This is a genomic window from Legionella fairfieldensis ATCC 49588 (assembly GCF_000621525.1).
GTDB lineage: Bacteria > Pseudomonadota > Gammaproteobacteria > Legionellales > Legionellaceae > Tatlockia > Tatlockia fairfieldensis.
This window is the reverse complement of the sequence record NZ_JHYC01000028.1, coordinates 24008-44630: the sequence shown is the minus strand read 5'-3', so window position 1 is coordinate 44630 and position 20623 is coordinate 24008. Positions and strand designations below refer to the sequence as shown.

The following is a 20623-nucleotide window of genomic DNA, read 5'->3' as shown; positions in this document are numbered from 1 at the left end:
AAATTAGATCTCTAATTTCAAACTTTTAGGGGTGAAAATTCATAGAGTAAAAACAATACTACTAGAGTTATTTATAACTTAAAACTTAACATAAATAAAAAATAAGTTTTTACAATCATCACCCTTATCACTTTCGTCACTTTTCAGATAAGTTCAGTGTGTTAATATCAAATAACAATACGATGCACCCATGAGTAAATAATAATGTTAGATACGGTTATTAATCAGATTATTAAACAAGAAATACAATTGCTTGATAAAATCGATGCGCTAGATGTGCTGGCTGAACTTATCGACAATGAATTTATCGAAATTGGAAGCAGCTCTGTTATTTACGATAAAACCGAAGTAATACGGTGGTTTGGAAGCGATGACCAATCCGAGCGTATTGGAACTTCGTTTAAAGCACGCCCCTTAGCTGAGAACATTATTTTATTGACTTATATGAGCAGCATCAAAAGCACGCCTCTTGCCGAAAGTAAACAAGCGATGCGGTCTTCAATTTGGCGATTAACAGACGGTAAATGGCGAATGGTTTTTCATCAAGGTACGCCAGTGAAATAAGGGGTTAAGAAATGCTACCTAAAAATGAGTGTTTACGACATGTGGCATTGGCCGTTTATAAGCTTGATGAGTGCTAACAATTTTATAATTCGCTTGGGTTACGCACGGAACTTAAAACGACTATGTTTATCTAACGGGAAACGGTGACAATATTTCATTGCATAAAGTTCATGCCACATTTGCAGCAACTCAACGCTTAGAACATATTGGATTTGCATTGGACTCAATCCAAGCGGTAGAGCAATTATTTCATAATCTGCAAAAACATGGATTCAATATAGCACAACCACCTAAAACATTTGGTATTGGTACGTATTCATTTAGTGTGACTGATCCCGATGGAATAGAGGTTGAAGTCATGAAGCCATGGCGCGGCAGGCGCGTTCGTTAGCTGGTTGTTCGGCGTTGCTTTATTAGGCTATTCAAAATACATAAACTGGGGTTAGGGTGAAAACAGGTAATCGAATAAAGGCGTTTTTATTATCTTTATTTATTCAGGCTTGCATAGCAATGTTGGTTTTTTTCGGAGGCATACTAGACCCTTTAATCGGGCTATGGATAGCGGGTATATATTTTTTTATAATCGGCTCTTACTTAATGTATCGTCACTTGCTAACGATTTTATTTAAGAAAAGATAAAGCGCTCCTGATGTTGAAATATCCACTGGCTTTAAATATTAATTAACATCAGAGTAGCTAAATACATTTAAGCAATAGTCTACTCTGCAAATGATATCAAAATTTGGTTTAGCCGTTATTATCAATTCCTCGCGCAAGCTCAATTATAGAGCTCATAACAGAGAGCTTGAACTTTTCATTTAATTGGGCTGTTTATTTGCATTTAAAGTATAAAAAAAGTATAGTTATGTATATTATTTGCCCACAAAGGTATAATTTATGCCGTTTTACATTGTGTCTTCCAATAAATTTCCTGCAATCATAGAGGAAAAAATTTCTCAGTATTTATCTCTTGGTGAAGCGGCAATTTTCAATCAAAGCCCAATATTTTGGTATTTCAAAATTCTTCAGCATTTTCCATACATTTCCCCTCCTCCCTTTGCAGAAATTCATTCACCACGGAAGTTATTTTGGAATATTTATCAAAAAAATTATGAGCAACTCACTAAAAAGGAACGGCTTTTGTTTTCAGAGGTTAAGGAGAATAATTTCCTTTTGGCAGATAAATTAACCAGAAACAATTACCTAATAAGAGACAACCAAGGTTTAACTTTGGCACAATGGATGGCTGTAAATAATAAACAGAAAATTCTTGAGGCACTTTACAATAATGTGAAAATAAAACACACATTAAGAATGAATGATCTACAGTGGAAAATTTATTGTCAACGACCGCTCAAGCCTTTTTTAGACCCTGCCAGGGTTTTGCATTGGGCTATCGGCTATGGAAATCTAGAAGCAGTAAAATATATTGTGAGCAAAATAAACCCTGAATATAAGTCACTAGAACAAGCCCTCATTGCTGCTGCAGAATATAATCAATTAAATGTCGTAATTTATTTGTATGGTTTGATCAATTTAAAAAATCAAGATGAATTTAAATTATTAAAGTCGATATTAGCAGCAGCGATAGAAAAAAACAGTTTAAATGTGTTAGTGAGTTTGTGTAATTTGATAGACTGGAATAAAGACCCTATCCCAAAAGAGTTTGTTTCGAGTCTCCTTTCAACAGCTTTAAGGTATAAAAATGAATATTTTGTTAAACTTTTTGAACCAGAGATTTTAAAGTCTTATTTAGCTTCCATTATAGGGTCTTCTAATCCCCATTACCACAATTTAATTACTCATACTTTAAGACTTGAAAGGTATGGTTTAGCGCAAATGTTAATTCAGTCCGGTCTATTTTTGCCTACTGAAATTAAAGATTTTGAACCTTTATTGCCAAAATTAGCTACAGGTAACCCAGCACTATTTTTGCATGTGGAGAATATAAAGCTACACATTCGTGTAAATGAAGCACGTATTGCTAAAAACTATTCAGCGCTCAAAGATTTACTAAAAGTGGGTTTAGTATTCGGAGGCATTGGGGCGTTGCTTCTACCTATTGCTATTGTGTTCCCCTATGCCTCCTTAATGTTTCTACCAACTATGGGTTTTATCATTGCTCTGATAGGCTTAGGCTTTACCCTGGATTACGCCGTAAAATGCGGGATTGCTAAAATCAAAAATCATTTTTTGTATAAAAAAATTGATAAGCTGGAGAATAGTTACGCAGCAAAAAATATTGATTCTCAAGTTTCTATTAATGAAATCCAACCTGTCACTTCATTCTTCTCAACGCCACTACCCACTTTTTTCAATAAAGCTAAAACTGTTATAGCTTTACAACCTGAAGTTTTAGCTGATGCAACATTGAGCGGCACTGTGGCACCCTCCTAAACCAGCCAAAACTACATTTTTGGAAGGTTTAATGCAGAATTAACACTTCGGTGGTTATTCCACACGACTCCCCACTGTAAATAATGCGAAACGGTCCTCATAATTATTAACAAAAATAGAGAGATGATTATCCTACAATTTTGCGTAAAATTTTTGCGATGGTTGGATAAACGATAAAATTGAAGATCTGAAATTTAAAATAGGTTACTAAAGGGGGTTTTGTAATAACTCAAGATTCATTTTATATAGTGTCATAAAATCTCTCTGACCGGTCTCAGAAATGGAACCTGAATTTTGGCTTAATCTACAAAGAGATTGGGATTTTTGGCATGCGAAACAAAAACATAAAGTAAAAATTACTGCCTTAATTCAACATCATGAACAAAGGATTTAATTTTGATATCTAGAAGAGCTACTGTTTGCTTATCATGTTTATATAGGTGTTATGTATCGTTTCCGCGTTAATCTTCATTTTCTTCGTTATAATCATCTTTTCAAAATTGATTAGTGACTGACGTGTCAAATTATCAAATTCTTCCCATTACAGAAGAGTGTATTATGAATAATGAGTCAACACCATGAGTGTATTTTTAGAAACAAAAAATTTAATCATTAAGACCCCTCACGTAGAGGATTTTGATAATTTATACGCTTTGCAAACTGATATTGATGTCATGAAATATATTGGTCAGGGAGTGCGTACGCAAACTGAAGTCATGAGCGGCTTAGAGAAAGCGATGGCTCATCAAGAGAAACATGGGTTTAGCCTTGGGTGTGTATTTGAAAAAGAAAGTGGCCTCTTTGTTGGACGCGCTGGATTAATTTACCTTGCCTATGACGATACTCAGCCTGAAATTGAAGTGGGCTATGCGCTTATTAAAACTGTCTGGGGTAAAGGTTATGGCGTTGAACTTGCAAAAGCCCTTATTAATTGGGGATTTCAGCACTTAACTGTTAGCAAACTGGTCGGCGTCATTAACCCTGATAATGAGCATTCCCGCCGTGTACTAGAAAAAGTAAATATGAATTATGTAGGACGTGCGCATTACTGGAATAACGAAGTAGCCTTATATGATATCCAAAAACCTCAAGTGGATTACAATAAAATCAAGTTTATCCCTGCTACTTTGGCAGACCACCCTGCTATACAAAACATGGCTAGATTTTATGTTTATGACATGAGCGAATATCTTGGGGATGAAGAGGGTTGGGAAATTCCTGAAGATGGCTTGTATGAATGCATTGATTTTAAAAAATATTGGGAAGATGAAAGCTCTTTTCCATTTATAGTCCGTTATGAGAATGAACTGGTGGGCTTTGCTATCGTTGATAAAAAAGGAAGCGAACTCAGCGTTGATTTTAATATGGCGCAATTCTTTGTTGCGCGAAAATTTAAACATCAAGGCATTGGTCGATATATTGCAGAACAATGTTTTAAAAAATTTGCGGGTAGTTGGGAAGTCATGGTTATACCAGGGAACGAAGGTGCTTACCGTTTCTGGCGATCAACCATTAAAAATTTTAGTAGTAATCAATTTACCGAATATACTCGTGAAATTGCTCATTTTAATAACAGTAAGAAAAATATTTTTAGATTTAATAGCTCACTTTAATTTCTGCTTTGCAAAAGGTTTACTTAAATGAAAACGCTCAGGCAAAACATAACAAACCTTTATGGTTCAAAGGGCACAGCTTGGATTGAGAATTTGCCTGCTATTGTTACAGCGCTTACAAATCACTGGAGCTTAAGTAAGGTTACTCCTGTTTCTAATATGACTTTTAATTACGTTGCCAAAGCAATTTTAAGCATGAAGGAGTCTGTTGTCTTAAAAATTAGCTATGATGAGCAAAGTATTATTAATGAAAAGCGAGCGTTAACTAATCTTGGTTCCCACGGTTCTATTGAGCTCATTGATTATAACAGTGGATATAATGCGTTATTATTGCAACAAGCTATTCCTGGGATAACACTTAAATCACTATATCGAGACAATCCAGATTATGTGATGAACAGTTATGTCGAAACCATGCAAAAACTTCACCATCAGCAGTCGTTGCTTGAAGAATCAAATTCTACTCATATCGCTGATTGGCTAAAAGCACTTGACGAGCCTTCGTTAAAACAAATACCTACAACCCTGTTAAATAAAGCAATCGAGCTAAGAAATAAAATGCTTGCTTCACCAAAGCCACTTATTTTTCTACATGGCGATTTACATCATGACAATAATTTAAAACATGATAATGAGTGGTTAGCTATTGATCCTAAAGGTGTTATTGGTGAAGCGGAATTTGAAATTGCAGCCTTTGATTTTATGTATATTAGCGAGCTTGCCACTATCGCCGATGTAAAAGAAACGTTTGCGAAGCGTGCAGAGCTGCTTGCACAAAAAGCAGGGCTTGATGCGCAACGAATTAAGGATTGGGTGTTTGTGCGATTAATTTTAATGGCAGCTTGGTTTATTGAGGATAATGGTGATCCGAGCTGGGCTATAAAGTTGGCTGAGCTTATTGATTGAACAATTATGCGAAAATTATTATGAATATTACTCTCCGCGAACTAACGTTTGAAGACAAAGAAGCTTTTTTGAAAGCAATGCTAAATAGTCAATCTTTGCACCATCCATGGGTTACACCTCCACTGACTTCGCAAGAATTTGATGAGTATTGGCAACGTTTCCAGCAACCCAACCAGAAAAGTTATTTGGCTTGCAATGAATCAGGCGCTATTGCTGGTGTTTTCAATGTCAGTGAAATAGTTCGAGGCGCATTTCAAAATGCTTTCCTGGGGTTTTACGGAATCAATGATTACAGCGGTAAAGGGTACATGAGCGCTGCTCTTAAGTTAGTGATGAAAAAAGTATTTGAAGAGTTAGCGTTACATCGATTAGAGGCCAATATACAGCCAGAAAATATTCGCTCGATTCAATTGGTAAAAAAGAATGGTTTTCGTTATGAAGGCTTCTCCCCTCGTTATTTAAAAATAAATGATGAGTGGCGTGGGCATGAACATTGGGCAATTACTGTAGAAGACTATTTAAGTGATATTCCTGAGGTTGTAAAAAAAGATCACGTTAATCTTGTACCGTACAATCCAGAATGGCCGAGGTTAGCTCAGGACGAAATAGATAAGCTAAAATCTATTCTTCCTGTTAGTACAATCATTGATATTCAGCATATTGGCAGTACTGCCATTTCAGGTTTATCTGCCAAACCTATCCTTGATATTCAAATTGCTGTTCAATCATTAGAAATCATGAAACTTATTGCTGTGCCCCTTCTACAGAAGCTTGGTTATGAATACTGGGCTAATAACCCTGATCCCAATAGGATGTTTTTTGTTAAAGGGATGCCTCCCTATGGGGAACAGCGTACACACCACGTCCATATCTTTGAGCATAATTCCGACCACTGGTGTAATAAACTGATTTTCAGAGACTATTTGCGCTCACATCCAGATCTGACAAAAGAATATGAACAATTAAAAGCTAAGCTCGCTCAAGAACATTTACATGACCGTGAAAAATATACAGATGAGAAGTTAGATTTTGTTAATCGAGTGTTGCAGCTGGCTAAAAATAACCTAATAAATTAAAAGTATCAGGAATCTCTTCAGCTAATTTAGCAATATTGGTCAAACAACCCCTTTAGGATCGGAGTAACCTTAACTCTGTAAATGAAGCGATAATTTTGAGTGAGAACAAGTATGAATTATGAACGTCAATTAAAAAAGGTAACCGATTTTATCGGTAAGCATCTTGACGACAAACTCACTTTAAACCAACTGAGCGATATTGCGTGCTTTTCAAAATATCACTTTCACCGCTTATTTACAGCGTTTACTGGCTTATCTTTGCAACAATATATTCGTTGGCTGCGTCTTAAAAGAGCTGCTCACCAATTAATTGTTAATAAAGATACATCCATTATTGAAATTGCAATCAATGCGGGGTTCGAATCTCATGAATCATTTACGCGAGCCTTTAAACAAGCTTGCAACCTAAACCCAAGTGAGTTTAGAGCTGAGTCAAGCTGGGCAAGCCTGGGAGAAACCGCCGTATTGTTTGCCTAAACAAGGTGAAATGACCATGAATGTAACGATTAAAAACATACAGGCAAGACGTTTAGCGGTATTAGAACACCGAGGAGATCCTCGAAAAGTGGGAGATAGCGTTAATCAATTAATTAGCTGGGCTAAAGCTCAAACTATTAGCCTCAAACCTAAAGCGGGAGAGGCTTTTGGATTTGGATATGATGATCCTCAGACGACACCGCCAGAAGAGTTTCGTTTTGATCTTGGCATCACTGTACCAGAGCAATTGAAACTTGAAGGAGAAATCATTGAAAAACGATTACCTGCAGGTCGGTACGCAGTAGCTGTACATAAAGGTTCACGTAATAATATGGGTGATACTGTATATGGACTGTATCGTGATTGGTTACCAACATCAGGTGAAGAGTTGGGGGATTTGCCCTGCATTTTTTGTTATTACAATTTTGATCATGAAGTTGCTGAAACAGAACTAATAACAGAATGCTGGTTGTTGTTAAAATAATTCTCGGTTTGAGGCGAGCAGGACTGTTCGCCTTTCCTTTGACACCACTGATATAGCAATTTTAAATTAATACCGCCAAAATACGACAGCATGAATTTTTACAGGTTTATACTTTGTCTAAAACCCAGCGTCTTTTTGACCTCATTCAAATATTGCGGTGTCATCGCTATCCGGTTAGTGGAAAACAATTGGCCGAAGAGCTCAATGTAAGCCTTCGCACCGTGTATCGCGATATAGTCACTTTGCAAGGCCAAGGGGCATCAATAGAAGGTGAGCCTGGTCTTGGCTATGTATTACGTCCTGGCTTTATGCTACCCCCTTTAATGTTTTCTGAAGAAGAGATCGAAGCCTTAGTCTTAGGATCATGTTGGGTAGCACGTAGGACTGATAAGAAATTAAGACTTGCTGCAACCAATGTCTTAGCTAAGATATCTGCTGTGCTCCCAGAAGATCTTCGGCAACAACTTGAATTTTCAGGCTTACTCATTGGTCCTGTAAAAACCACAGTAGAAAATGATGATGAGAAAGAAGGACTAATACGTCTTGCTATTCGTAAAGAGCATAAGCTTCAAATGACCTATATTGATGTTAAAGGAGATGAGTCTCAACGCATTATTTGGCCACTGGCACTGGGTTTTTTTGAAGAGGTTCATGTTATTGTCGCTTGGTGTGAGCTTAGGTCTAACTTTCGCCATTTTCGCACGGATAGAATTGCCAATTTAGTGCAGCTAGAAACACGCTATCCCCAACAACGCCAAACTCTGCTAAAAAAATGGCGTGAAATGAATAATATTCCTGAGCAATAAGCTCCTTCACTACTGACAGAAACTGTCACTCTATGTCAGTACACTAGGTTAGAACATACAACTACTATTTAAAAGGGAAAATATTATGCTCGAACCAAGTGCCGTTGTACTTAGAAAATCATAATGTCAAATTGGATCGCTGTTGCTTCAGCAGAACATGTCCAAAACGGTCGATGATCAGGCTGCAAGTTTGTCATGGTAAAGGTGCTCCATTACGACGTATGAAGCCTAATGATTGGGTTGTCTATTATTCACCAACGGTAACCTTTGGAGGAAAAGAATTACAATCATTTACCGCGCTTGGACAAATTAAAGAAAAAGAGCCTTATCAAGTTGATATGGGCAATGGCTTTTGCCCATTCCGGCGAGATGTGCTGTGGCTTGATGCTCAGGAAGCACTTATTACACCACTTCTCGAACAACTAGATTTCACAAAAAATAAAAAAAATTGGGGATATTAATTTCGTTTTGGACTTATAGCAATCAACGATCATGATATGCAACTGATTATTAAAGCCATGCAATCCCCTGAACGATTAATAAAAGGAGAACATTTGAATGTCAGCTATACATCCCGTACTGAAACATGTTGATAGCTTTACAGTAACAGGTCTCACCATAAGAACTAAAAATAACGATGAGTTCAACCCAGAAACCGCAAAATTACCTGCTCTGTGGCAACAATTCTATTCCAGCAATCCAACTCCTAACACAACTATTTTTGGTGTCTATTCAGGCTATGAATCTGATGCAAATGGTTCCTATGACGTCACTGCAGGCACACTCAATAACAATCAAGGTGCTGAATTAAGTACCGTTAAAATCAATTCTGGCAATTACCTTGTATTCCAGAATAAAGGCGCAATGCCCCAAACAGTCATTGAAACATGGAAACGTGTCTGGGATTATTTTACCGTAGACAGTCCATATCAACGTTGTTTTATGACAGACTTTGAAGAATATAAAAATGGTGATGAAGTAGCTATTTTTATCGGCGTAAGATAATTGTTTAATCTGGATTTTTCTATGCATGACAATAAAAATCCGTTTAAAAATAAATAGGCGAACCCCTATAATATATACATGTAAACGCTCGTTACTTCTGCTATTCACTTAGCAGGGTGCGAGAGACGCCCTGGGTAGATCCCGGGGTTTTTTGTTTTAGGGATGTAGCTTTATATGAATAATAAGAAAAAAATTGCAGTATATGTTGATGGATTTAACCTTTATCATGGTATTAAAATCTCAATAAGCCTTACTTAAAATGGTTGAACCTCCGTTCTTTTGCCGAAAAATTTATTGACCCCAAAACAGACCATATTGAACAGATTTATTATTTTTCTGCGATTGCTACCCATCTGGATAAAGAAACAATTCTGCGTCATAGAACCTATGTAGAAGCATTAGAAACAGTGGGCGTGGAGTTTATTGGTGGTAATTTTAAGAAGAAACTCTTGGATTATAAAAATAAGCAAATCAATCTTCAATGGATAAAGCACGAAGAAAAAGAAACTGATGTTAATCTTTCTATCTATATGGTGCGAGATGCCATTAAAAAAAGTTTTGATAAAATCATCCTGGTTACCAATGACACAGATATGGTGCCAGCAGTAAAAATGGCTCGCTCTGAAAATAATGAGATTCAATTCAAATTACTCACCCCCCTACGCTAGAAACGCATGATTCATTACTAAAAGCGATCAAGCTTGGACACGTTACAAAACTAACTGAAGGGCATATTAAAACCAGCCTTTTGCCAGAAGTGATTAAAAAGAAAAATGGTAAAATTGTTCATATCCCTTTCCTCCTCTGCTAGGCTATATTTCTACCTTAATCAAATTAATTAAGTCTATTTTACAGTCTCTACGCTTCTCAACCGCTAGCAAAAGAACAAAATTAAGGCATTTCAAACTTTTAGGGGAAAAGATTCATAGAATAAAAATAATACTATTAGACATTTTTACAATCTTCAAATGGATTTAATAAAAATAAAAGTTTTACAGTCATTACACTTATCACTTTCGTCACTATTCTCAAATTCATGCGCTTATCATCTTGTTAAGATTTGGACTCATTGAATAATGTAGCTTATTGGGCTATGATTGAAGCTTATTTGGCTTCATGTGAAAATTATGTTAGATATCTCAATATTATTTTCTGAATATCGGCGGCGTGTACTTGGGCTTCTACTGCTACATCCCGATGAGCGCTATCATGTCCGAGAGATTGCAAGATTAACAAGCACGACCGCAGGTACCCTTCATCGGGAATTATCCAAGCTTGCCAAAGCTAACGTGCTATTACGTGAACTCAGTGGTAATCAGGTCTATTATCAAGCTAATCGTAATTTACCTATTTACCCAGAGCTTACCAGCATTTTGAAAAAAACGTCTGGTTTGGTGGATGTTTTATTTGATTCGCTAGCCCCATTAGCTGAAAAAATCGAAGTAGCTTGCGTTTTTGGTTCAGTAGCAAAAGGAACTGAAAATCTGCGCTCTGATATCGATGTGCTTATTATTGGTGACATCGATTTTACAGAAATAGTAACCGTTCTTTATCCTGCTCAAACTAATTTAGGAAGAGAAATTAATCCCAAAATATATTCCAGAGAACAATGGAAGGCATGTTTACAAAAGCAAGAACTCTTCGTACTAGAGATTTTAAATAATCCTAAACTATTTATCATGGGGGCGGAAAATGACCTTGGATAACTTAATAGGTATCAGTCTGGAAAAAATACCATCTAATCCAGAGGCGATAAAACGGCTTTTACATGCTGCTGAACGCAATATTATGGATTCAAAAATTGACTTAGTCAGCGCTGAAAATCGTTTTGATGCTGCTTATAAGGCCATCATGCAATTAGCAAATGCAGCGCTTCAAGCCAATGGGTATCGAACCTTAACGTCTAAGCCAGGTCATCATCAAACGATGATTCAGTTATTACCACAAACTTTAGGTACTGATAAAAAAACAGTAATTATACTCGATGCCATGCGTAAACAACGCAATATTGCCGACTATTCAGGAGATATTATTCATCTAGGTGAAGAGATGACTGTGCGCCTACCCTCCAATGCAGAATATTCAGGGCAAGTAGAAAAAGAACAATATTGGTTGCCTAAATTAGCCCTCCATTTATTTAACAGTAGCAATACCTACGCCACTAGCTATGGGTAAGCCAAGCAAAGAATACCCTTGGCATTGGTCTATTTATAAATGGCTTAAAAGAGATACGGCAGCAATAAATCGCATTAACGATTTAAACCAGTTTGCTACTTCATTGGCAGAATTTTTAGTAGCTTTGCAGGAATGTGATACTACCGGTGGTCCTTTAGCCGGGGAGCATAACTTTTATCGCGGCGGCAATCTTGCGGTTTATGATGGAGAAACAAGAGAAGCGATAAGGTTACTTAACAATAAATTGATACTCAAACTGCAACCAAAATATGGGAGTCTGCATTAGCTTCGACTTGGCAGAAACCCCCTGTTTGGATTCATGGTGATATTGCAACAGGCAACTTACTGGTAAATGACGGTCAACTAAGTGCTGTAATCGACTTTGGGCAATCAGGGCTAGGCGACCCAGCTTGCGACTTGGCAATTGGTTGGACTTTTTTCAAAGGTGAAAACCGAAATGTATTTCAAAAAACACTAAATCCAGACCATGATACCTGGAATCGCGGGCGAGGGTGGACATTATGGAAAGCCTTGATTATTTGCGCAGGGCTATCTGGAACTAATCCTAAAGAAATAGAGAAATCTAAACTGATTCTTAATGAAGTACTTGTAGATTATCAAAATAATAGCTGAAGCTCAGGCAATTGTTTAGCGAATATGTTGCTTTGCTGCGTTTGGTGATACTAATCGTATTGTTAATTATTACTATTCATTAAAAGAGAATATTTCTCTAAGTTGTTTAAGAGGATTTGTAATCATCTCTTTGCTACGCCAAGCAACGTGCCCATCGGGGCGAACCAGAACAGCTCCTGTGGTAGTAATTTCATAATTGCTATGCCACGTATTTTCAGGGTCAATTAAATCACCATTAGCAGCGACTCTGTAACTTTTAAGCGGCAAGGACCTTTCTAATACTAATTCGTTAGCTGCTGCTTGCCAGGCTTGTCCTTCAGAACCGACCAACAAAACATATTCTTTCTCAAACAAATCAAACGTTGAAATAATTTCTTCGTCTTTCATTAATTTTACATAAGGCGCGCGACTTCCTGGCAAGGTAGTAGGTATATACTTATCTGGTAAGATGCTAATGATTTGATCATTCTCAGGCAGCACCGCTTGGGAGTGATAAATAAATCCTAAATCTAAACCTTCATAATTAAGATTTTTTTGTTGCTCATGTAATTTTATTTTTAACGTTTCATAGTCACCACTTTGAATTGCTTTAAATATATCAAAGAAACGCTCAGCATTTTCTATACTCCATGCAATATTGCGTTTAGCAACTGGGGCACGTTCATCATAATAGGTATCCAGTAATGCATCACTTACTGAATGATTAATTGATAATGCTAGTTTCCAGGCAAGGTTATGTGCGTCTGCAATACCTGTATTCATTCCTAAACCACCGGTAGGTGGCAAACGATGTGCCGCATCACCCACTAAAAAAACGTTACCATGACGATATTGTTTTGCAATTTGTGCTGCCATTGTCCAAAAGCTTTTATTGATAATATTAATTTCAAGCTCAGGCATACCAAGAACACGCCTTATCTCACTTAAACAATATTCATCTGTAAAATCCTCTTTTGCATTTTCTGGTTTAAGATTCAAGCCGACAATCCAGCGATTTTTACCATAAGCAGTAAATAAGGAGCGGCCTGATAACTGGGGATTGGTAAAGAAAAATCCAATGCTTGGCCGATGCTTGGTCCATTGCGATATATCGAACTCACAATAAACGCTACAAGACTGCGCTAAATTGTCAGGTCCTTCCATTTCAATTTCCAGTTGCTTACGTATAGAGCTATGTGCACCATCAGCAGCAAGGAGGTATTGAGTCTGCACTAATTCTTCTTTATTATTTTTTCTGTCGAGTAATTTTACCATTATCCCAGTGTTATTTTCTTCGAAAGAAATCATTTCCTTTGAAAATTGAATCTCTGCGTCAGGATAGTTCTGCAAAGTATGATGTAAATATTCTTCTACACAATCTTGTGTAGCAAAGCTGGCGCCAATAGGACCCTGTGTATATCCTTCGAGTCCTTTCATTTCTACGCGAGTTACTTCTTAATTTAAATTTTAGAGAATGGATATTAGCATAGATTAATGTTTCCCATTCATTCATGCGACTTAAGAGGTGATCTTCATTATCACTAAACCTGATACTATCAATCCCGCCGCGATAAGACGCATAACATTAGCGGGTTCTCCAAGAATAAATAAACCTGTAAGAAATGCCCCCACGGCGCCAATACCAGTCCAAATGGTATAAGCTGTACCTAAAGGGAGGCTTTTCATTGAAATAGACAGGAAAATAACGCTAAATATCATTGCTATCAAGGTAATGATGGTAGGGGTAATTTTAGTGAAGCCAGCAGACTGCTTCATGGTAAATGACCAGACAATCTCAAGTATTCCGGCAAAAAATAAATAGACCCAAGCCATAGTATTTCCTCATTTAGCCGGGTCGTCCCGCGTTGGTTATTGTGAATGAGGTCGTCCTCACTTTTATTGTAGTTAAAAATGATTGGAAGTCAATTTACCCGGAGCTTGTGTGGCGGAGCAACATAGAAATAGTAGGTTAAATACCGTCTAAATTATTAATCAAGCGCTAAGTCTGATCCTATTGTATAATTATTTATTCGAAAAATTTGATCGCCTGGCAGGATTTAAATTTAAGGAAGAATAATGAATAAGGAATTTCTGGAAAATGTTCCCTTTGACGAGTTAACTTTGGGTCAGCGAGCCAGTTTGACCAGAACGTTAACACAAGAAGACATTTCGCTGTTTGCGGCTATGTCGGGTGATGTGAATCCTGCTCACCTGGATCCCGAGTTCGCCAAAAGTGATATTTTTCGTGGCATCGTGGGTCATGGGATGTGGTCTGGTTCATTAATTTCTGCACTGTTGGGAACAGTCTTGCCTGGTCCCGGAACAATTTATCTCGAACAGGATATTAAATTTAGAAAGCCGGTTCGTATAGGAGATAATGTCACCATCACGCTCATTGTGCGAGATAAATTCCGTGATAAGTCAATCGTAACATTTGATTGCAAAGGTGTTAATCAACATGGTGAAACCATCATGGATGGATTAGCGACCGTTCTGGCGCCATCTAAAAAAATACGAGTGGCAAAAGCTGATTTGCCGCACATTGAAATTCATAATCATGACAGTTTTCAGGCGATCATCCAATCGTGCCAGAATATGGAAGCTATTCGCACTGCAATTGTTCATCCGGTAAAGGCGAATGTACTTACTGCGGTAGCTGATTCGGTGCAGGCCGGATTGATTCTTCCCCTTTTAATTGGTCCGAAGACAAAGATTAAGGCGGCTGCACAGGAAGCAGATATTGATCTATCCCAATGGGATCTGGTTGACACAGAACATAGTGATGCGGCCGCCAGCAAAGCGGTGGAGTTGGCGGTAACTGCAAAAGTTGACGCTATTATGAAAGGTTCACTGAGTTCCCATGAGCTGCTGGCAGCAGTGGTACCCACTTCATGTCATTTGCGCACTAAATACCGTATTAGTCATGCTTATGTGATGGACGTGCCTTCTTATCATAAACCGCTTATTGTCACCGATGCTGCCATCAATATTATGCCCAATGCTGCTGAAAAAGCTGATATCTGTCAAAATGCCATTAATCTTTGGCGTGTTTTGTTTGGTGAAGATAAAAAACCCAAAGTAGCTATTCTTGCCGCCATAGAACTGGTTAGCCCTGCGATGCAAGCGACAGTCGATGCAGCCACTTTATGTAAAATGGCCGATCGGGGCCAAATCATCAACGGTATTCTTGATGGACCTTTGGCGTTTGATAATGCCATTAACAAGCAGGCAGCAGATGATAAGGGAATTGTATCTCCAGTTGCCGGGGATGCTGATATTTTACTCGTTCCGGAAATTGAATCGGGCAACATCCTGGCTAAACAATTAACCTTTTTTGGCCATGCTGATGCTGGCGGTATTGTTTTGGGTGCACGCGTACCCATTATTTTGACCAGTCGAGCCGATTCATTACGAACCCGACTCTTATCCTGCGCCTTAGCGGTTAAAATGGCCGCAGCACGCAAGGCAGGAAAAATAAAATGACTGATAAGACAAATAGTATTCTGATAATTAATACCGGCTCATCCAGTGTAAAATTTCAAGTGTTTTCCAGAGAGGCTTCCTTGCAACTTTTGGCGCGCGGCAAAATAACTGATTTGGGTAGTAGCAGACCTTTATTTACAATAGTAGATGAAACACAAGGGCTCGCTGGTCAACAAGCTGAGGAAACAGAGCTTCCTGCTGATTATGATCATGAAAAGGCTCTGTATTTTATTCTGCGTTGGATTGAAGCACAAAATCAATGGCAGGTTGACACCGTTACTCATCGAATTGTCCACGGCGGTACCCGGTTTACTTCCAGTGTTCTGATAACTCCGGAAGTGATGGCTTATTTGCAAACCTTATGTCCTTTAGCCCCCTTGCATCAGCCCAATAATCTTATTGCAATTGATATTTTTCGCTCACTTAAGCCTGATTTAAGGCAAATAGCCTGTTTTGATACGGCTTTTCATGCCCATCATGACCCTTTATTCACTGAATATGCTTTGCCGCAAACAATCCGCAATAAAGGTATTCGCCGTTACGGATTTCATGGACTTTCTTATGAATGGATCGCTTATTTTTTGCATCAGTATGAACCTGAGTTGGCGAAAGGGCGCATTATTGCTGCGCATCTGGGGAACGGTGCCAGCCTATGCGCTATGTGCAATGGTATCAGTATTGATACTACAATGGGTATGACGGCACTTGATGGCTTGCCGATGGGTACGCGTTGCGGCGCGCTTGATCCGGGAGCTGTCATTTATATGCTTCGCGAGCTTAACCTGTCTCCTGATGACGTGGAGTCTATTCTTTATCATCAATCAGGACTTCGTGGATTATCCGATTGGACCTGTGATGTTCGTCTTTTGCAAGAGAGTAATGAACCTGAAGCACAATTCGCACTCGATTATTTTTGCATGAGAGCAGCACAGTTGGCAGGTATGATGGCAGTGGCGTCAGGTGGTGTTGATGGTATTGTGTTTACGGGCGGAATAGGTGAAAACTCAAATCTTATACGCGATGCGATTTTAAAACGCCTTGATTTTTTAAAACCTTTTGAATTACGTGTTATTAAAACGAATGAAGAACGGATGATGGCAATGCACACGATGTCAGTTCTTGAAAATGGGTAAGGAGGAATATTGATGGAGGGGCTAATCTTGTATCCTCCAAAAGTTAAAGACATTACGAGTCACATCATCTATGTGGACGGGTTATAATAGTCGGTATTAACCTCGTTACATAATTTGAATTATCAACGGATTGATGTGATGTGATAGGATTAACCTGTCATATATTTTTAAGGATAGCTCATGACATTAAATAATTTATTGATTGCCAGCGATTTCTCAAAATATGCCGATTGGGCTTTGCAACGGGCCATTGATTTAGCAAAATCAAACCACACGCAGGTTTATTTTCTCCATGTTTTAACTCCACCATTCAGTAGTATTGCACGATCCTCAGATACTGAATTGCAGCCCGATTGTTTGTCTGAAAAAAAAGAAATCGAAGAACAGATTTTAAAGAAATTAAAAGATAAACATCATCAATTGTTTGCCAACGTTAATGTCATACTGGGTAGAGCGTCTGATGAGGTGGTCAGATATGCTGATAAAAATCATTGTGAATTGATTATTGTAGGAGCTCATGGCTGTTACTATATTAATGATTATGTTTTAGGTACGACTTCCGGTTCTATTATCAGACAAAGTCATGTACCCGTGTTGCTGATAAAAAAAGAACCTGATTTTGCTTACAACCGCATATTGATAGCAACGGATCTTTCGGAAGCAAGCAAAGAGACGGTGCAATTTACGTTTAACTGTTTTCCCAATGCTACTTTTCAATTGTTACACATCGTGGATGTTTACTATCGACAATTCCTGAATCCAGATGATTTGAGTGAAGAGTTTTCGGAGGAACATCCCAAGATAAAAAATATTCTTGAAAAAATGGATGTTTTCCTTAGCCAATGTCAGGTCGATAAAAGTAAGTTTGAGAAAAAAATTATTGGTGGTTATTATGCCGATGCGATCATTGAACAGGCCAATCAATGGAAAGCGGATTTATTGGCATTTGGCACACAGAGTAAATCAGGACTCCATTACTTACTTATGGGGAGTGTAGCTAAACGAATTCTTCATCTTAGTCCCGTGGATATGCTGGTTGTTCCTCCAGCCACCTAATCGTTGATTCCAATGGTCACCGATCATGATTTTCCATAGCGATTTAAAGCATACTCTCCCATATTTTTGGCAATTTCTCCTTCGGCAAAAAATACTTTGCCGGTAATTTCTTTCTGTAATAACTGGGCTTCTTCTTCATCATGTGTGCGAACGATAATCTCAATTTCCGGATTTAACTGGTATGCGTATCGAATCATCTTTCTTGCATGAACCGTGTCTGATATGGCAATCATGAGCATACTGGCACGGGCAATATGGCTTTGAACCAATACAGAAGGATCGGATGCGTCTCCATAAACCGCAGCAAAATTGGCAGCTCGTAAGCTTTCAATGGATTCTCGATTTTCGTCAACCACGACAAAAGGAATTCCTTTTCCAGACAGCAAGTTAACAATGCGTTTTCCAACGCGTCCATAACCCACTATAACTACTTGCCCGGCAAGATATTCCTCTTGAGTGGTCATGGGTAGTTCAGCCAAAGAATCCTGGGTTCTTTCCAGAAACCCGAGCAATCGAGGGCAAGATTTTATCCAGGTATAAACAGGGTTTATTAATTTAAATATAAGAGGATTAATCGCTATGGATATCAGGGCGCCAGCAAGAATGAAACTTTGTCCTTCTTCAGGAAGCATCTTTAAGCGTACTCCCAGATCCGCAAGGATAAATGAAAACTCGCCAATTTGGGCCAGACTTGCCGATACGATTAATGCTGATTGCAATGGATAGCGAAATGCAAGAACTAATACAAAAGCCGCGATTGATTTCCCAATAATGATAATACCCACCACAATTAAAATTTGCAGGGGTTGCTCAACCAAAACAGAGGGATTAAACAGCATGCCGACTGAAACAAAAAAAAGCACAGCAAATGCATCTCTCAGTGGTAAAGACTCTTCAGCAGCGCGATGACTGAATGAAGACTCTCGCATAATCATACCGGCAAAAAAAGCGCCCAAGGCAAATGAAACGCCAAATAATTTGGAAGCCACGTATGCAATACTAATTGCTGTAGTAATCACACATAAAGTAAACAATTCACGTGAACCGGTACGGGCGACAAGCCAAAGCAACTTAGGAAAAAATCGGCGACCGACCAGGAGCATGAACGCAATGAAAGTGGATACCTTAAGGAGTGTCAGACCAAAAACAAACCAGAGAGGTTTATGTACATTAACAGAGGCATTATCGCCAAGCCAGGTTGCCAGTGGGGGAAGCAACACGAGTACAATAACCATCGCCAGGTCTTCGACCAGAAGCCAGCCTACAGCAATGTGGCCATTAATGGTCTCAATAGCTCCTTGTTCTTCAAGTGCTCTCAATAGTACCACGGTACTGGCTACAGAGAGGGAAAGGCCAAAAATGAGAGCGCTGCCATAATTCCAACCCCATATAATGGCAGCGTAACCACCAAGCATTGTTGCTGCAAGGATTTGAATGATGGCCCCAGGGATAGCAATCTTGCGAACTCGCATCAAATCAGCCAGGGAAAAGTGTAACCCTACGCCAAACATCAGCAGCATGACTCCAATTTCTGCAAGCTCCTGAGCAATACTAATATCTGCTATCAATCCAGGAGTAAAGGGTCCAATAGTAACACCAGCTAATAAATAACCTACTAATGCAGGAATCTTAAGGCGTGCGGCAATCAAGCCAAGGATTAACGCTAAAGCAAATCCCATGGCGATGGTAGTGATTAGAGGCAGTGAATCGTGCAATTCGAGTAGTCCTTTTTTAGTGTTTACTTAATATCCAGCCCAATGTATCTATTCTTCACAGTATACAGAAGTATTTACTCAATCTAGAAAGTTATCACGCATCATTCAAGAAAAATAGTCTAAAATTAGTTATTAAATAAGAAAGGATAGTTAAATCAGTGGTTGACCAAGGAGGAAACGGGCATGAAACAATTTCAGCATATTCTGTTTGTGCATAATGGAATTGATGAAGAAACAGAAGCCTTGGCACATGCTATAAGGTTGGCAGCTGATAGTAAAGCAACGCTCGATATTCTGATACTATGTCCTCCCTTTCCTGATGATCTTGATGAATATAAAATCCCCTATGAGGCTTTTCTTATAGAAAAAATGCATCAAACCATTAAATCGGCAAAAGCATGTTTACCGCGTAATAAGAAAAATCCATTGATAAAACTGGACATTGAGTGGGGGAATACACCCGATATTCGTATTATTCAGCGAGTACTCCGTAATTCGTATGATCTGGTAGTTAAAGCAGTGGAAAAAAATAGTAATAAAAAAGGGTTTAGAGCATTAGATATGGCTCTGTTACGCAAATGTCCTTGCACTTTATTTCTTCATCGTCCAATAACACCCGAGAAAAATATTCATATAGCTGTTGCTATAGACCCCAAAGAGGAGGAGATTTCGGGCCGTGATCTGACCCTTAATCTTTTAAAATTATCGCATACGCTTTCACTCCATTATAAGGGTAGTTTAAGTATTATTTCTTGCTGGGATTTTATTCTGGAAGATTATCTGCGTCGCAGCATTATTATTGATATTCCTCCGCCAGAACTGGACGAAATGGTTATGGGGGAAAGGCGTTCACATTATAATACCTTATGTGCGCTGATTCGTGAGTCAGGTATAAAAGATAAACCTGCTATATATCATCTGAAAGGCCGTCCTGCAGAACTTATTCCTTCATGTATTAAAGAGCATAAAATTGATATTTTAGTGATGGGAACAGTTGCACGGACAGGAATATCTGGTTTTATTATTGGGAACACAGCCGAAAATATTCTACAAAAAATCAATTGTTCGCTTTGGGCACTTAAACCACGAGGTTTTGTTTCGCCTGTAAGTGCTTATTAAAA

22 protein-coding genes and 1 pseudogene are annotated in these 20623 nt (G+C 38.4%); 20 read left to right on the top strand and 3 right to left on the bottom strand.

The window, feature by feature from the left end:
- Positions 1–204 precede the first annotated feature (204 nt).
- The 16 genes and pseudogenes from T345_RS0108730 to T345_RS15350 all read left to right on the top strand — a co-directional run bounded on the left by T345_RS0108730 (position 205) and on the right by T345_RS15350 (position 12136).
- Positions 205–564: a nuclear transport factor 2 family protein gene (locus T345_RS0108730; protein ID WP_028389020.1), complete on the top strand. Its 360-nt coding sequence runs from the start codon at positions 205–207 to the stop codon at positions 562–564.
- Positions 565–697: 133 nt separating this feature from the next.
- Positions 698–955: pseudogene (locus T345_RS14605) on the top strand (VOC family protein); the annotation flags it as partial.
- A 506-nt stretch (positions 956–1461) separates the two neighbouring features.
- Entirely contained in the window at positions 1462–2961 is a 1500-nt protein-coding gene (locus tag T345_RS0108715; RefSeq protein WP_028389019.1) for an ankyrin repeat domain-containing protein, read from the top strand.
- Between the two features lie 578 nt (positions 2962–3539).
- Positions 3540–4574: a GNAT family N-acetyltransferase gene (locus T345_RS0108705; RefSeq protein ID WP_028389018.1), complete on the top strand. Its 1035-nt coding sequence runs from the start codon at positions 3540–3542 to the stop codon at positions 4572–4574.
- A gap of 27 nt (positions 4575–4601) precedes the next feature.
- Complete coding sequence (locus T345_RS13930; protein WP_035918593.1) at positions 4602–5480, top strand: aminoglycoside phosphotransferase family protein; 879 nt, start codon at positions 4602–4604, stop codon at positions 5478–5480.
- A 20-nt stretch (positions 5481–5500) separates the two neighbouring features.
- Positions 5501–6556 (top strand): GNAT family N-acetyltransferase, encoded by a 1056-nt coding sequence (locus T345_RS0108695; RefSeq protein ID WP_028389017.1) that lies wholly within the window; start codon positions 5501–5503, stop codon positions 6554–6556.
- A 111-nt stretch (positions 6557–6667) separates the two neighbouring features.
- Positions 6668–7033, top strand: coding sequence for a helix-turn-helix transcriptional regulator (locus tag T345_RS15445; RefSeq protein WP_242604604.1), 366 nt, complete (start codon positions 6668–6670; stop codon positions 7031–7033).
- Positions 7034–7049: 16 nt separating this feature from the next.
- On the top strand, positions 7050–7517 hold the full coding sequence (locus T345_RS15440) for an AraC family transcriptional regulator (RefSeq protein ID WP_242604603.1): 468 nt from the start codon (positions 7050–7052) through the stop codon (positions 7515–7517).
- 113 nt (positions 7518–7630) lie between these two features.
- Entirely contained in the window at positions 7631–8323 is a 693-nt protein-coding gene (locus tag T345_RS0108685; RefSeq protein WP_028389016.1) for a helix-turn-helix transcriptional regulator, read from the top strand.
- A gap of 221 nt (positions 8324–8544) precedes the next feature.
- Positions 8545–8784: an EVE domain-containing protein gene (locus T345_RS15435; protein ID WP_242604602.1), complete on the top strand. Its 240-nt coding sequence runs from the start codon at positions 8545–8547 to the stop codon at positions 8782–8784.
- Between the two features lie 97 nt (positions 8785–8881).
- Positions 8882–9328 (top strand): GyrI-like domain-containing protein, encoded by a 447-nt coding sequence (locus T345_RS15430; protein ID WP_028389015.1) that lies wholly within the window; start codon positions 8882–8884, stop codon positions 9326–9328.
- Positions 9329–9591: 263 nt separating this feature from the next.
- Positions 9592–9996: an NYN domain-containing protein gene (locus T345_RS0108670; protein ID WP_028389014.1), complete on the top strand. Its 405-nt coding sequence runs from the start codon at positions 9592–9594 to the stop codon at positions 9994–9996.
- A gap of 459 nt (positions 9997–10455) precedes the next feature.
- Positions 10456–11034, top strand: coding sequence for a nucleotidyltransferase domain-containing protein (locus T345_RS0108665; protein WP_028389013.1), 579 nt, complete (start codon positions 10456–10458; stop codon positions 11032–11034).
- Complete coding sequence (locus tag T345_RS15205) at positions 11021–11503, top strand: DNA-binding protein (protein ID WP_051555209.1); 483 nt, start codon at positions 11021–11023, stop codon at positions 11501–11503. The genes T345_RS0108665 and T345_RS15205 overlap by 14 nt, the downstream gene beginning before the upstream one ends.
- On the top strand, positions 11496–11789 hold the full coding sequence (locus T345_RS15200) for a protein kinase family protein (protein WP_028389012.1): 294 nt from the start codon (positions 11496–11498) through the stop codon (positions 11787–11789). Before T345_RS15205 ends, T345_RS15200 begins: the two co-directional genes overlap by 8 nt.
- Entirely contained in the window at positions 11747–12136 is a 390-nt protein-coding gene (locus T345_RS15350) for a phosphotransferase (protein WP_207385065.1), read from the top strand. The genes T345_RS15200 and T345_RS15350 overlap by 43 nt, the downstream gene beginning before the upstream one ends.
- A 72-nt stretch (positions 12137–12208) precedes the next feature.
- Here T345_RS15350 and T345_RS0108645 read toward each other — a convergent pair whose 3' ends face one another.
- Both T345_RS0108645 and T345_RS0108640 read right to left on the bottom strand, forming a co-directional pair.
- Positions 12209–13552 (bottom strand): FAD-dependent monooxygenase, encoded by a 1344-nt coding sequence (locus T345_RS0108645; protein WP_028389010.1) that lies wholly within the window; start codon positions 13550–13552, stop codon positions 12209–12211.
- A gap of 81 nt (positions 13553–13633) precedes the next feature.
- Entirely contained in the window at positions 13634–13948 is a 315-nt protein-coding gene (locus T345_RS0108640; protein ID WP_028389009.1) for a DMT family transporter, read from the bottom strand.
- Between the two features lie 243 nt (positions 13949–14191).
- Between T345_RS0108640 and T345_RS0108635 the strand changes: the two genes are divergently transcribed.
- From T345_RS0108635 to T345_RS0108625, 3 genes are all read left to right on the top strand, one after another.
- Entirely contained in the window at positions 14192–15598 is a 1407-nt protein-coding gene (locus T345_RS0108635) for a bifunctional enoyl-CoA hydratase/phosphate acetyltransferase (protein ID WP_028389008.1), read from the top strand.
- On the top strand, positions 15595–16731 hold the full coding sequence (locus tag T345_RS0108630; protein WP_028389007.1) for an acetate/propionate family kinase: 1137 nt from the start codon (positions 15595–15597) through the stop codon (positions 16729–16731). The genes T345_RS0108635 and T345_RS0108630 overlap by 4 nt, the downstream gene beginning before the upstream one ends.
- A 180-nt stretch (positions 16732–16911) precedes the next feature.
- Positions 16912–17787, top strand: a complete 876-nt coding sequence (locus T345_RS0108625) for a universal stress protein (RefSeq protein WP_028389006.1) — start codon at positions 16912–16914, stop codon at positions 17785–17787.
- Positions 17788–17810: 23 nt separating this feature from the next.
- On the opposite strand, the gene T345_RS0108620 is transcribed toward T345_RS0108625, so the two are convergent.
- Entirely contained in the window at positions 17811–19502 is a 1692-nt protein-coding gene (locus T345_RS0108620; RefSeq protein WP_028389005.1) for a cation:proton antiporter domain-containing protein, read from the bottom strand.
- Between the two features lie 183 nt (positions 19503–19685).
- Between T345_RS0108620 and T345_RS0108615 the strand changes: the two genes are divergently transcribed.
- Positions 19686–20621 carry a universal stress protein gene (locus T345_RS0108615; RefSeq protein WP_028389004.1) on the top strand — a complete coding sequence of 312 codons (936 nt, stop codon included), beginning with the start codon at positions 19686–19688 and terminating at the stop codon, positions 20619–20621.
- Positions 20622–20623 lie beyond the last annotated feature (2 nt).